The sequence below is a fragment of the Pedobacter sp. B4419 genome (assembly GCF_059693725.1).
Genome location: NZ_JCASSL010000001.1, coordinates 2236302 through 2249135, shown reverse-complemented (window position 1 = coordinate 2249135; position 12834 = coordinate 2236302). Strand labels below are relative to the sequence as shown.

The following is a 12834-nucleotide window of genomic DNA, read 5'->3' as shown; positions in this document are numbered from 1 at the left end:
GGTTTAGGTTTTGCTTCTGATTATTTTTCTGTAATGTTTATTATCGGACAGGAACCCATCTTCTCTACCAAAGCCAAATCGTAGGCCTTTAGCGCTTCGTTAATGGATTGCACATTGCCCATATTGGCTTGGATTGTAAGTTTAATAGGCCCTTCATAGCCCGTTTCATCAATAATGGGCAAAGGCAGATTTTGCAGGTAATAGGTAGCTAGAGGTCTGATCAATTGCATAAAATGCTGATTTTGGATCTGCAGGCTTTGTGCATCTACCTTTAAAAAACTGGAACTATCGGCTGCGCAGGCAAATTTGGTGGCGTTTGAGGTTCTGACCAATGCCAAGCAGTTTTGTTGCCGATAAGCAATGGCAGATTGATACTGTGGCAGGTAAACGCCCAATAAGCGACGCATGGCCTCATAAAAAAGCTTGGCTTCGCTCTGTGCTGGCGATGTGACCATTTCAAAGCAATAGTTGTGTTTTTTGGCCCAGTTTTTTAATTCTGATTTGGGTACCCCAATGCTCAGCTGGCTACTATCCTTGAGCTTAAAAACCATGTTCTTGTAGCCAAAATTTCCATAATCCCGATAGGCGATGGCGAAAAGATTCATTAAGGTGAGATTCGTTGCCGTAAAACGCTTGCCTTTTTTAACATCGTTTGGATAGAGCTGATAACCTGCGGCTAGTCCTTCGATAAATCCCGAAAAATAGCTGTAGCCGCTCAGGCTTTGTTCAAATATGGGAGCGGTTTGTGCAAGCAACAGTTTTTGCTTATCAATGTCTAGATTTGTATCGCGCTTGACTGCAAAATTTTGTGCTTTTTTAGCCAACATTTGTTCAATATGCATGGCATCTATAGCTTCATGGTCGGTAATGGCGCTGATTATGCCCTCCTCATCAATCCATATATAGTGAGGCAGGTAAACATGCGGAAATAGGCGATGCAGTTTGTGGTCGTTGCTTACTATAGGGATAGACAGCATTTGTTTGGGATAATGCTGCTGCAGAAAGGCCTTAATTTCCTCCGTTTTTTGGTAGGTAACCGAGAGGAACTGCACCTTGTCCTTGAACTGTTCCTGCAGCTGTTCCATTTTTGGAAACATGCCCACACAAGGGGAACACCAAGTAGCCCAGAAATCTAAGATGAGCAGCTTTCCCTTAAAGTCTTCCGTTGATAAAGCCTTGCTAGGAAAATTAAAAGAACGCTCAAGCTGTACTGGAGGCATTTTTTGACCAATTTGAAGGCCTTTGCTGGTGATATCGACCGCCTGGCCACTTTGTGCTTTTGTCCAAAAAACAAAGCATAGCAAAGCCAGTACGATCATGGTCGTAATTTTTTTCATGGGTAAGAGATTAGATTAAAAAATGAATTATGGCTATCTTTAAATAGCAGGAGCTATTTGAACTTATTCAGGCGAACAAATGATCAAGCTGATCAGGATTGCGAAAGAAAAGTCGGCCACGTTATCGAGCCTTTTGACCAATGGAAATCTGCTTGTCATCGACAAGAGGGGATAAATGGGCAGTCCTGTTTTTATGCTATTGGTCATCAATTGTTTAAAGCCTAATAAGCTTCAACCAAATTTAACGAAAAAATATTTGAAAAGGACAAATAAGTCCTAATATTTTTTCTATTATATTTTCACTTTGGTAGGGTGGGAAAACAACATAAAAATCAGCAATATCTGCAAAAAGTGGGGAAGAGGCTAGTAGCGATCAGAGAGAAGCTTAACATCACCCAAGAAAAACTCCAAGAATTGACTGGTTTCGATACCAGGCAGATCGGCCGTATAGAAAGGGCTGAGACCAATGCCTCCATCAGTAGCATCAAAACCATTGCTGATGCCCTGAAAATCAAAGTGAGCGAAATCTTAGACGTATAAGCGATACAAGCATAAAAAAGGTCGGCATTAAACAATGTCGACCTTTTCTTTGAAAATAAATCTTCTTAAAAGTTGGGTTTCAATACATATTTGTCGTAGAACCTGAAGATGTGTTCTGCGGCATCTTCGGCTGTATCCACCAATCTGAACAGGTTCAGGTCTTCCGCATGGATGTTATGTTCTTTTTCCAGCATGTGCGATTTGATCCAATCTACCAAGCCGCCCCAATAAGCCGTGCCCACCAAAACGATAGGGAAACGGGCAATCTTACCGGTTTGGATCAAGGTTATTGCTTCAAAAAGCTCATCCATGGTTCCCATCCCGCCAGGCAATACCACAAAACCTTGCGAGTATTTCATAAACATTACCTTTCTCACAAAGAAATAGTCGAACTCCAATAATTTGTTATGGTCGATGTATTTGTTATGGAACTGCTCAAAAGGAAGGTCGATATTTAAACCTACCGACTTGCCGCCGTTCATGTGCGCGCCCTTGTTACCGGCCTCCATGATACCTGGACCGCCACCTGTAATTACGCCATAGCCACGCTCAGTTAGCAAACGGCCACATTCTACCGCAATCTGATAATAGGGATTGGTTTCGGCGGTACGTGCAGAACCAAATATACTTACACAGGGACCAATTTTGGCCAATTTCTCAAAGCCGTCTACAAACTCGGCCATGATCTTAAAAATCTGCCAGCTGTCTGTTACTTTTATTTCTTGCCAGTCTTTATTGGCAAAAGCACTTCTTATCTTTTCTTCACTTGTCATTCTTATAGCTATTAAAATTAAAATTTGGTCTGTAAGGTAGATTTGCTACCGGTAAGCCAAAGTAATATAAACGTAATTAGACCATTTAATATGATCAATTCAAAACCTAGTGCATAGCCGAACCAACCAACCGAATTAATGTCTATAAAGAAGCATAATATCGGCGATAGCACGCATATAAACGGTACAAGGCGATCGGCAACTGCTCGTTTGGTGAACATGCCCAATGCAAATAAACCAACTAATGGTCCATAAGTGTAGCCCGCGGCCTTAAAAATTGCATTCACTACAGAATCATCATTGATCAATTTAAAGACCATGATCACCAAAACCATCAGTATCGAAAAGCCTACGTGCACATAATGCCTTGCGCTCACCAGCTTGGGGTCATTTTGGTCTTTTTTCTTGTCGAAATGAAGAAAATCTACACAAAAAGAAGTAGTTAGGGCTGTTAGGGCCGAATCGGTAGTGGCAAAAGTAGCTGCAGTTAAACCCAACATAAAGATAATACCCGGAATAATATTCAAGTGGTTCAGGGCAATTTCTGGGTAAAGGTGATCTGGGGTTTGCAAAGCAGCCACATCAATGTTATTGTTAGAAGCATAGAGGTAAAGCAAAGCGCCTACACTCAAGAAAAAGATATTCATGATAACGAATACGCCAGTAAAGGTAAACATGTTCTTCTGGGCCTCGCCAATGGTTTTCATGCTCAGGTTTTTCTGCATCAGGTCCTGATCCAAGCCAGTCATGGCGATGGTTACAAAAATACCGCCCAAAAACTGTTTAATAAAGTGTTGCTTGCTGCCCAAGAAATCTTCCCAAAAGAATATTTTCGAATAGCTACTGTTTTTTACTGCTTCAAAAGTGCCTGCCAGATCGAGGTGTAGCGATTTAGCAATAAAAATGATAGAGAGCACTACCGAAAGCAACAAGAATACCGTTTGCAGGGTATCGGTAATGATAATGGTTTTTAGGCCGCCTTTATGGGTGTATAGCCAAATGAGTACCAAACAGATGATGATGGTGAGCCAGAAAGGTACATTCCATGCATCGAAAATAAATTTCTGCAATACAATGGCGACTAAATAAAGCCTAAAAGAAGAACCAACGGTACGGGAAATCAAAAAGATAACGGCACCAGATTTATAGCTCCAAAAACCCAGCCTTCTTTCTAAATAGGTATAAATTGAAATGATGTTCAGGCGATAATACAAGGGCAACAAAACGGTGGCAATAATGATAAAACCAACAGCATTGCCCAGAATAAACTGAAAATAGCCAAATTCGCTTTTTCCTACGGCCCCAGGCACCGAAATAAAGGTTACGCCAGATAGGGCAGTACCAATCATTCCGAAGGCTACCAGGTACCATTTTGAGTTCCGGTTGGCAATAAAAAAAGAGGCGTTGTCTGAATTGTTTCTCGAAGTAAAATAGGCTACACCTATCAGCAAGGCAAAATAACCCAATAAGAAAGATAAAAGTATCGTTGGACTCATAATTTATATTTAGCTGTTAAATGTAAGTATTTACAGTTTCAAATCAATATAGCGTTGGTAAGTTTTAACTTTTAGTTTATTGGTTCATTAGTTCATTAGTTCATTTGTGTCATTGTTCATTAGCCGATTAGTTTATTGGCTGATTAGCTCATTATTGAATTGCTACATTGTTCATTGTAAACTGGCCACTGAAAACTCATTAGCTGATTTGAGGATTAGCTTATTGCTATTTAATTGTTGGATTGTTGAATTGCTATATTGTTAATTGTAAACTGGCAACTGGCAAATGACAACTGGTTATTGATTTCAGGCTATTGACTACGAACTATGAACCCAGACTAACAACTGGCAACTAACAATAGACAACTTACTTGAAAGAGATTGCTTCATCACTTTGTTCTTCGCAATGACGACTTTCTAGTTGTTAACTCATAACTGACAACTGAAAACTGACAACTGGCAACTAAAAACTAACAACGTCCTAAGCTATTGACTACCGACTAACTTTTGATTAAATTTGTAGATGAATTTTTCTTCCCAGCTGCTTGAAGATGCGGTAAACGAATTTGCAAAATTGCCCGGTGTAGGGCAGAAAACTGCTTTACGTTTGGTATTGCATCTGCTAAATAAGGAGCAGGAAGAAGTAGCACATTTTGGTCGTACGCTCATTCGGCTAAAAGAAGAGATCAAACATTGCCGAATTTGCCATAACATTTCAGACCATGACACCTGTAGCATTTGTACGGCACCTAAAAGGGATGCAGCAACCATTTGCGTGGTAGAAGATACCCGCGATGTAATGGCCATCGAAAATACAAACCAGTATTTTGGAGTTTACCATGTACTTGGTGGCTTGATCTCGCCGATGGATGGAATTGGCCCCTCAGATCTGCAAATCGATGGTTTGGTGCAACGTGTGGCTACAACGCCGGTTAAAGAGGTGATTTTGGCCTTGAGTGCCAATATGGAAGGCGATACCACCTTATTCTACCTCCATAAACGGCTAAAGGATTTTCAGATCCCCATTACCACCATAGCACGGGGTATTGCCTTTGGCGGAGAATTGGAATATGCCGATGAAATTACCCTTGGCCGCTCTATTCTTACCCGTGTGCCTTATGAAAATTCATTGATCAAATAGCAGACAATTGATACATACAGCTCCAAAGGAGCTTACAGCTTATTTCAGAAAATAGAATGAATTTCAAGAACAAAACCGTCATTATTACAGGAGCCTCGTCTGGCATAGGCAAGGCCTTGGCCGAAGAATTGGCTAAGCGAGGTGCCAATTTGGTGCTGGGTGCACGCCAATATGTAACGCTTTGCGAAATCACTGCCGATTTAGAGAAGCAATATGGCGTTAAAGCCTTGGCCGTACAAGCCGATGTAAGCAAGGAAGAAGATTGTGCAAACCTGATCAAACAGAGCTTGCTCACCTTTGGCCAAATAGATGTGCTGATTAATAATGCGGGCCTTTCGATGCGGGCTTTGTTTAACGACCTCGACTTATCTGTGCTTAAAAACCTGATGGACGTTAACTTTTGGGGCACGGTATATTGCACCAAATATGCCCTTCCAGAAATCCTGAAAACCAAAGGCAGTGTAGTTGGCGTATCTTCTATTGCCGGCTACAGAGGTTTGCCTGGCAGAACGGGCTATTCATCGTCTAAATTTGCCATGAATGGCTTTATGGAGGCCTTGCGCACCGAATTGCTCAAAACAGGCGTACACGTTATGGTGGCTTGCCCGGGCTTTACCACCTCGAATATCCGCGTGGCTGCTTTATCAAAAGATGGCAATGCACATGGCGAAACCAGTATGGAAGAAGGCAAAATGATGACTGCTGAAGAAGTGGCCAGTCGCATTAGCGATGGCATTGAACAGCGCAAACGCACGCTCATCATGACTGGCCAAGGCAAGCTGGCCGTATGGATGAACAAACTGTTCCCGGCATTTACCGATAAAAAAGTTTTTCAGCTGTTTGCCAAAGAGAAAAATCCCTTGATTAAGTAAGAGGGGAAAGAGGGAAGAGGTGAGATGGAAGAGGTGAAATGGAAGATGGAAAATGGGTGTTACCTCTCTCTTTCAGAACTTATAACCTACAACTCACAACTTATAACTTATAACTCACAACTAATTCACAACCTAAAACCTCCAATGAGATTCAAAATAATGGTGATTGCTTTTTTGCTACAAGCTTTTAGCGTTTCGGCTCAGGTTAGGGTAGAGAAAAACATCAGCTATGCCAATACAGGAGATGAAAGCCATAGCCTGAATGTGTATTACCAAAAAGACAGTACCAAACAGCGAGACGTTATTGTTTTTATCCATGGTGGCTCATGGAGTAGCGGAAGGAAGGAAACCTATTGGTGGCTAGGGCGAAATTTTGCGAAAAAGGAAGTAGTTACGGCCATTATCAATTATCCTTTGGCGCCACAGGCAACCTATAAGGAAATGGCTGAGGCAAGTGCCCAGGCTGTAAAATGGGTAAAGGATAACATCTCGAAATATGGCGGAAATCCAGATCGTATTTTCTTAATGGGCCATTCGGCTGGCGGACATTTATGTGAGCTGATCAACGCCGACCCGCAATATTTTGATTCGCTGGGGATCAAAAATCCAGTTAAAGGCTTAATTCTTGATGATCCCTTTGGCTTAGACATGGAAGAATACCTTAGCAAAGCCGAAAAAGACCATTATTATGTAGATTTTATCAGGACCTTTAGTGCAGAAAACAAGACCTGGCAGGCTGGATCGCCCTTGTTTTATGTAAAGAACATCAGCAATCCACATCTTGTTTTTTATGGTACCAAAACCTATGAAGCTATTAAGATCCAGTCAGAAAGGCTTAAAACTTTGCTGCAGGCCCAGAACGTTCCAATAGAGCTTAATGTCATCGAAGGCAAAAAACATGTAGGCATGATCAGCCAAATGATTTTTGGAGGCAATCAGTTGTATAAAAGTATTTTGGGCTTTTTGCAGGAAGTTAAATAGTTGCGAGCTATTCGCTTAGCAATTCTACCAATTTGATAGAGCCATCGTCGTTTAAAGTGAATGTGCCGCTCAGTTTTTTGGCATCTGATTGTAAAACCTGCTTCAGCTCGCCACACAGGTTGCCACAATCGATTTTGACCTCGTCTAAAATGTTATAGCCGGTATTTTCATTGCCATTGATGAATTTTACCACATCCAGCTTTAAATCAAGATTAAAAGGAACATTTGGTTCAACTTTCGTTTTCGAGAGCACCTGTTTAAGCAGATAGGCCTTCGGAACACCGCTAGTAGGTGGGTACTTGATTTCGGTTTCTACTACCAAAAGATCATAAACATAGCCCTCCTCATAGTCAAAGCCAACAATTTGATTAGACATTGGGGTCCATTTATTGCCTCCAATATCATTTCCAAGTTGTGCCGAAAGTACCAGGCTTGGAGATGTGGCTACGGCTGTTTGCTTAAATTGGTTGATCCGAATTTGGATGGGCTGTTCTCTCTTCTCGCAAGAGCTTAAAATCGCCACAAATAGAAAAAGAGCGAATAGCCCTTTTAGGTAAGTAATAGTAGTTTTCATTTAGGTTAGTTGTGTGTATTATTCAAATGTAACAAATATATTATGCAAAACAAGCAATCGAATAAGGTCTTTTTTAAACAATTATAGTGCTTGATTTTTAAGTTTTTCCTGCACTGACCCAGGTAAAATAGCCCAGATTGAAGCGACATCCTTTTTTTGCCTTTAAGCAAAAAAGATAGAGCGGAAAGCTGGATTGCCTTTAATCTTTATCAGAGGCATTGCGCTTCAAAACTGATCATTGCAAACCGCCAGCTACTTATCTACTATCGGCTAAGCAGCTCAATCGCATTGAGCCGGGATAGGTCTATCGTGGTTACCCCATTGTCGTCATGAAAGAAAACAGGGGCAAACTTGGCGTTGTAGATGATGTTTTCGTCCAGGTAAGAGGCACGGCTGTGCACGGTTTGAGAAAAAGTATCGTCAAATGCCTGCATCAAAATAAGCAGTTCTACTTCTGCCTCGGTCAGCTCTTCTTTGGTTTTTTCAAAAAGCGGGCTCTTCTCATTGATGGGGTGAACCACTGTCCAGCTTAAATTTAACAGCCCGATTTTGCTTCGTTCCAGTTCCAATGGCATAAACCTTCTCATTTTTTTTCCGTTTACCATTTCATTATAGGTAAAAACCACCTGTACCGAAACTTCGATCAGCTGGCTATTGCGGTAGTTGGCCAGCCTGAACATGAGCGCAGTGCTATCCTTATAGGGTGCAACCACCATGTCTTTGCTGTACAAAATCTTGGCGTTGGGGCGTGAAAATCGGCCGTACAATAAACCAGTGGCCAAAGCGAAAGCCAGCAAACCCAGCATCGATTCGAACGCGGCAATGCAGCTGGTTATAAATCCACTCGGACTGATATGGCCATAGCCTACGGTAGAAATGGTTTGGGCAGAAAAGAAAAAGGCATCAAAAAAATGATCGCGTGTAGTAAGTCCGTCTGTTCCTTTTAGGTTTTCGATGCCAACACCCACATACACAAAGGCGAATAGGATATTTACAACTAGCCAGGCAATGAAAATAACGGATAGAAACTTGCCCCACGACATGGAAATGAGCCAATTATAGGTGTCGGACGAGCGGAAGAAAGGCAAACCGATGCGTTTGATATTAGAGGTGCCGTTGGCATTCATCATGCGCTGGTCTTTGCCCATTGGCCTGTTGCCAAAGCCAAGGTCGTCGTCATGATGCGATTTTCGTTTAATAAAAGACATAATTCTTAATAATTTTAAGAAAGATTTTGCAAATAATAAAAACTATTCCATCTTTGCTACAGAATGATTCAAGTAAACGCAAATAAAAACTGGTGGTGGCATAACGCAATAGCGTGATGTGACCTTTTTTTGTACGTTTATTTTTATAAAATATATAGAAGGTTGCTCATAAGGCAACCTTTTTTATTTGATACCCATGAAGAAAATACTGAACCACTTATTTGAAAACAAGACTTTTAGCAGAGAAGAAGCCAGGAAAATCCTAACTTCTATTGCTTTGGGAGAATTTAACAGCTCGCAGATTGCCGCATTTATTACGGCTTACTGCATGCGCAACATCACTGTAGAAGAATTGCAGGGATTTAGGGACTCGATGCTCGACTTATGCCTCAAGGTAGATTTTTCGGGTTTTGAGCTGGTAGACCTTTGCGGTACAGGTGGCGATGGAAAAGACACTTTTAACATTTCTACCCTGGCCTCTTTTGTGGTGGCTGGCGCGGGTCATCAAGTGGCCAAGCATGGCAACTATGGCGTATCGTCTGGCTGTGGCTCTTCTAACGTGATGGAATATTTGGGCTATAGCTTTACCAATGATGAAGACAGCCTGAAAAGGAGTCTGGATAAAGCGGGCATCTGCTTTTTGCATGCACCTTTATTTAATCCGGCGATGAAAACCGTTGCACCTATCCGCAAGGAATTAGGGGTGAAGACCTTCTTTAACATGTTGGGACCTATGGTTAATCCGGCGCAGCCTAAAAACCAGATTGTAGGCGTATTTAGCTTAGAGCTGGCCCGTTTATATGCTTATTTATACCAACAGACCGATAAAAACTATACCATTATCCATGCGGTTGACGGTTTTGACGAGGTTTCGATGACCTGCGATTTCAAATCGTTCAGTAAAAAAGGAGAAGTACTGACGCAAATCAGTGATTTAGGCTTTGAAGAGATCAACGAGCAGGAAATTAAAGGTGGAGATACGGTAGAAACATCGGCCAAGATCTTTATGGATATCCTGAATGGCGAGGGAACAGATGCGCAAACCAATGTGGTGCTGTGCAACGCGGCCTTGGCCATCCAAACCATTAAGCAGGGCAGTACCTTTGCCGATTGCTATTATGAAGCAGAAGAATCATTGGTGGGCAAAAAGGCATTACATAGCTTTAAACAATTAGTAGGCTAAATGAAAGCGAAACTTAAAATATGCGGCATGCGGGAAGCAGCGAATATTGCTTCGGTAGCAGAGTTGCAACCCGATTACATGGGTTTTATCTTTTATTCAAAATCGCCACGCTGCATTAGTGAGGTTTCGGCCGAATTGATTAAATATGTGCCATCGAGCATTAAAACTACCGGTGTTTTTGTAGATGAAGAATTGGAAAGGGTGATCGCCTTGGTGATCAAGTACAATTTAAAGGCGGTACAGTTGCATGGGCATGAAGATGTGGCTTATTGTGCCGAGCTTGCCAAAACGGGTACAACAGTGATCAAGGCTTTTGGCATAGGCGAAGATTTTGATTTTGACCAATTAGAGGCTTATGAGCCTGTGGTCGACTATTTTCTTTTCGATACCCAAACGCCCATCCATGGAGGTTCTGGAAAGGTTTTCGATTGGACTTTATTAGCCAAATATACTTTAGACAAGCGCTATTTTTTAAGTGGTGGAATCGGATTGGAGCAGGCTGAGACCCTGAAGCAATTGAATGATCCACGGTTATACGCCATAGATGTGAACAGCAAATTTGAGCTGGAGGCGGGTTTGAAAGATGTGGCCAAATTAAAAGAATTTATAACAGCAATGAACAAATAATCCTCCCTCGATTTTAATCTATCCCTTTGGGGGAAGCAGTGAGGAAAAAATAAAAATAACTATGAACTACTTTGTAAACGATAAAGGCTATTACGGTGATTTTGGAGGCGCCTACATTCCAGAGATGCTCTACCCAAATGTGGAAGAACTGAGACAGGAATACCTCAAAATTTTAAAAGAAGAGAGTTTTCAGCAGGAATTTAGAGCCTTGCTCAAGGATTATGTTGGTCGCCCTTCACCTTTATACCTGGCTAATCGCCTTTCGAAAAAATACGGGGCCAATATCTTTCTCAAACGTGAAGACTTGAACCATACCGGTGCGCATAAAATCAACAATACCATTGGCCAAATTTTGTTGGCAGAGCGCTTGGGCAAGAAACGAATCATTGCCGAAACTGGGGCAGGACAACATGGTGTAGCAACTGCAACAGTTTGTGCCTTGCGCGGCTTGGAGTGCGTGGTTTACATGGGCGAAGTGGATATCCAACGTCAGGCACCTAATGTGGCACGAATGAAGATGTTGGGCGCAAAAGTAGTTCCAGCTACTTCGGGTAGCAAAACCTTAAAGGATGCCACCAATGAGGCCATGCGCGACTGGATCAATAATCCGGTTGATACCCATTACATTATTGGTTCGGTAGTTGGTCCACATCCTTATCCCGATATGGTCGCTACTTTCCAGTCGGTTATTTCAGAAGAGACCAAAAAACAATTGCAAGAGCAAACAGGCAGTGAATTGCCAGATTATGTATTGGCTTGTGTAGGTGGCGGCAGCAATGCGATGGGGATGTTCTATCATTTTATCAACGATGAAAGCGTAAAACTGATTGCCGTTGAAGCTGCGGGTAAGGGAGTAGACAGCGGACTTTCTGCCGCAACCACTTATTTGGGAAAGGAAGGTGTGTTGCATGGCAGCAAAAGCATTTTGATGCAAACGCCAGATGGACAGGTGGTAGAGCCACATTCTGTATCTGCAGGACTGGATTATCCAGGCATTGGTCCGCAACATGCACATTTGTTCAAAACCGGCCGTGGCCAATATGTTTCCATTACGGATGACGAGTCTTTGCAAGCCGGCTTATTGCTCACTCAGTTGGAAGGCATAATTCCAGCGATAGAAAGCGCCCATGCTTTGGCTTATTTAGAAAAGATGGAATTTAAAGGCGGCGAAAATGTAGTGGTTTGCCTCTCCGGCCGTGGCGATAAGGACATGGAAACTTATATGAAATATTTTAATTTATAGTAGAGCGATAAGCGTATAGCGTACAGCGATAAATCAAACGCCAAACGCAATACCCCTAACGCCAAACGCGATACCCCTAACATGAACCGTTTACAACAACTTTTTCAGCATAAAAAGAAAGATATCCTTTCTATCTATTATACCGCAGGCTATCCGCAATTGGATAGTGCCCTGCAAATTGCAACCGCTTTGCAAGAGGCTGGCGCCGATTTTCTGGAAATAGGCTTTCCTTATTCAGATCCGGTAGCCGATGGTCCGGTTATCCAGGCCAGCAGTAAACAAGCCTTGGATCAGGGCATGACCTTGCATTTGCTTTTCGAACAGTTGAAAGACCTGCGTAAAAGCATCACCATTCCTATTTTATTGATGGGTTATGTCAATCCGGTATTACAGTTTGGGGTAGCCAATTTCTGCAAGGCTTGTGCCGAAGTAGGGGTAGATGGTTGCATTATTCCCGATTTGCCCATGTACGAGTATGAAGAATTGTACAAAGAAGAATTCGAGAAAAATGGCTTGAGCAATATCTTTTTGGTTACGCCACAAACTTCAGAAGAACGCATCCGCAAGATCGATGGCTTGAGCAATGCCTTTATCTACCTGTTGTCTTCATCAGCTACTACAGGCAAAAACCTTGATGTTTCAACCAGTGCAACTGCTTATTTTTCGCGTATTAAAGCCATGGAGCTTAAAAATCCATTGATGATCGGTTTCGGTATTTCCGATAGAAAAACTTTCGACTCAGCCAATGAATATGCCAGCGGAGCCATTATCGGCAGTGCCTTTGTCAAATGCCTGGCCAATGGCGATCAGGTAGAAGCACAAGTGAAGGATTTTATGAAGGAGTTTAGATCCTAGTAAA

At 42.1% G+C, this 12834-nt stretch carries 13 protein-coding genes; 8 read left to right on the top strand and 5 right to left on the bottom strand.

All coding sequences use genetic code 11. The features are described 5' to 3' along the window. Window positions 1-20: 20 nt before the first annotated feature. Window positions 21-1337, bottom strand: a complete 1317-nt coding sequence (locus tag AC570H_RS09410) for a TlpA family protein disulfide reductase (RefSeq protein WP_497354022.1) — start codon at window positions 1335-1337, stop codon at window positions 21-23. A gap of 351 nt (window positions 1338-1688) precedes the next feature. Here AC570H_RS09410 and AC570H_RS09405 point away from each other — a divergent pair, with 351 nt between their 5' ends. Beyond that, entirely contained in the window at window positions 1689-1877 is a 189-nt protein-coding gene (locus AC570H_RS09405) for a helix-turn-helix domain-containing protein (protein ID WP_497354020.1), read from the top strand. A gap of 65 nt (window positions 1878-1942) precedes the next feature. Here the strand turns inward: AC570H_RS09405 and AC570H_RS09400 are convergent, their stop codons facing one another. Both AC570H_RS09400 and AC570H_RS09395 read right to left on the bottom strand, forming a co-directional pair. Then, window positions 1943-2650 carry an LOG family protein gene (locus AC570H_RS09400; RefSeq protein WP_497354018.1) on the bottom strand — a complete coding sequence of 236 codons (708 nt, stop codon included), beginning with the start codon at window positions 2648-2650 and terminating at the stop codon, window positions 1943-1945. A 17-nt stretch (window positions 2651-2667) separates the two neighbouring features. Next, entirely contained in the window at window positions 2668-4146 is a 1479-nt protein-coding gene (locus tag AC570H_RS09395; protein ID WP_497354016.1) for a sodium:solute symporter, read from the bottom strand. A 523-nt stretch (window positions 4147-4669) separates the two neighbouring features. On the opposite strand from AC570H_RS09395, the gene recR reads away from it, so the two are divergent. The 3 genes from recR (at window position 4670) to AC570H_RS09380 (ending at window position 7140) form a co-directional block, all read left to right on the top strand. Then, window positions 4670-5287, top strand: a complete 618-nt coding sequence (recR, locus tag AC570H_RS09390; RefSeq protein WP_497354014.1) for a recombination mediator RecR — start codon at window positions 4670-4672, stop codon at window positions 5285-5287. A 56-nt stretch (window positions 5288-5343) separates the two neighbouring features. Continuing rightward, the gene (locus AC570H_RS09385; RefSeq protein ID WP_497354012.1) at window positions 5344-6159 is read left to right on the top strand and encodes an SDR family oxidoreductase; all 816 of its coding nucleotides are present in this window, start codon (window positions 5344-5346) and stop codon (window positions 6157-6159) included. Window positions 6160-6303: 144 nt separating this feature from the next. Continuing rightward, window positions 6304-7140: an alpha/beta hydrolase gene (locus tag AC570H_RS09380; RefSeq protein WP_497354010.1), complete on the top strand. Its 837-nt coding sequence runs from the start codon at window positions 6304-6306 to the stop codon at window positions 7138-7140. Window positions 7141-7147: 7 nt separating this feature from the next. On the opposite strand, the gene AC570H_RS09375 is transcribed toward AC570H_RS09380, so the two are convergent. Together AC570H_RS09375 and AC570H_RS09370 are read right to left on the bottom strand one after the other, a co-directional pair. Continuing rightward, window positions 7148-7714 (bottom strand): DUF4377 domain-containing protein, encoded by a 567-nt coding sequence (locus tag AC570H_RS09375; RefSeq protein ID WP_497354008.1) that lies wholly within the window; start codon window positions 7712-7714, stop codon window positions 7148-7150. Window positions 7715-7977: 263 nt separating this feature from the next. Then, window positions 7978-8922, bottom strand: a complete 945-nt coding sequence (locus AC570H_RS09370) for an ion channel (protein ID WP_497354006.1) — start codon at window positions 8920-8922, stop codon at window positions 7978-7980. A gap of 196 nt (window positions 8923-9118) precedes the next feature. Between AC570H_RS09370 and trpD the strand changes: the two genes are divergently transcribed. The 4 genes from trpD to trpA all read left to right on the top strand — a co-directional run bounded on the left by trpD (window position 9119) and on the right by trpA (window position 12830). After that, the gene (trpD, locus tag AC570H_RS09365; protein WP_497354004.1) at window positions 9119-10105 is read left to right on the top strand and encodes an anthranilate phosphoribosyltransferase; all 987 of its coding nucleotides are present in this window, start codon (window positions 9119-9121) and stop codon (window positions 10103-10105) included. Continuing rightward, entirely contained in the window at window positions 10106-10732 is a 627-nt protein-coding gene (locus AC570H_RS09360) for a phosphoribosylanthranilate isomerase (RefSeq protein ID WP_497354002.1), read from the top strand. A gap of 61 nt (window positions 10733-10793) precedes the next feature. Then, on the top strand, window positions 10794-11975 hold the full coding sequence (gene trpB, locus AC570H_RS09355) for a tryptophan synthase subunit beta (protein WP_497354000.1): 1182 nt from the start codon (window positions 10794-10796) through the stop codon (window positions 11973-11975). An 81-nt stretch (window positions 11976-12056) separates the two neighbouring features. Continuing rightward, window positions 12057-12830: a tryptophan synthase subunit alpha gene (trpA, locus tag AC570H_RS09350; protein ID WP_497353998.1), complete on the top strand. Its 774-nt coding sequence runs from the start codon at window positions 12057-12059 to the stop codon at window positions 12828-12830. The last annotated feature ends 4 nt before the right edge of the window (window positions 12831-12834 follow it).

Excerpts from the sequence above, each read along its gene's own strand:
- AC570H_RS09410 (WP_497354022.1), bottom strand. The coding sequence starts at position 1,337 with ATGAAAAAAATTACGACCATGATCGTACTGGCTTTGCTATGCTTTGTT.
- AC570H_RS09400 (WP_497354018.1), bottom strand. The coding sequence starts at position 2,650 with ATGACAAGTGAAGAAAAGATAAGAAGTGCTTTTGCCAATAAAGACTGG.
- AC570H_RS09395 (WP_497354016.1), bottom strand. The coding sequence starts at position 4,146 with ATGAGTCCAACGATACTTTTATCTTTCTTATTGGGTTATTTTGCCTTG.
- recR (WP_497354014.1), top strand. The coding sequence starts at position 4,670 with ATGAATTTTTCTTCCCAGCTGCTTGAAGATGCGGTAAACGAATTTGCA.
- AC570H_RS09385 (WP_497354012.1), top strand. The coding sequence starts at position 5,344 with ATGAATTTCAAGAACAAAACCGTCATTATTACAGGAGCCTCGTCTGGC.
- AC570H_RS09380 (WP_497354010.1), top strand. The coding sequence starts at position 6,304 with ATGAGATTCAAAATAATGGTGATTGCTTTTTTGCTACAAGCTTTTAGC.
- AC570H_RS09375 (WP_497354008.1), bottom strand. The coding sequence starts at position 7,714 with ATGAAAACTACTATTACTTACCTAAAAGGGCTATTCGCTCTTTTTCTA.
- AC570H_RS09370 (WP_497354006.1), bottom strand. The coding sequence starts at position 8,922 with ATGTCTTTTATTAAACGAAAATCGCATCATGACGACGACCTTGGCTTT.
- trpD (WP_497354004.1), top strand. The coding sequence starts at position 9,119 with ATGAAGAAAATACTGAACCACTTATTTGAAAACAAGACTTTTAGCAGA.
- AC570H_RS09360 (WP_497354002.1), top strand. The coding sequence starts at position 10,106 with ATGAAAGCGAAACTTAAAATATGCGGCATGCGGGAAGCAGCGAATATT.
- trpB (WP_497354000.1), top strand. The coding sequence starts at position 10,794 with ATGAACTACTTTGTAAACGATAAAGGCTATTACGGTGATTTTGGAGGC.
- trpA (WP_497353998.1), top strand. The coding sequence starts at position 12,057 with ATGAACCGTTTACAACAACTTTTTCAGCATAAAAAGAAAGATATCCTT.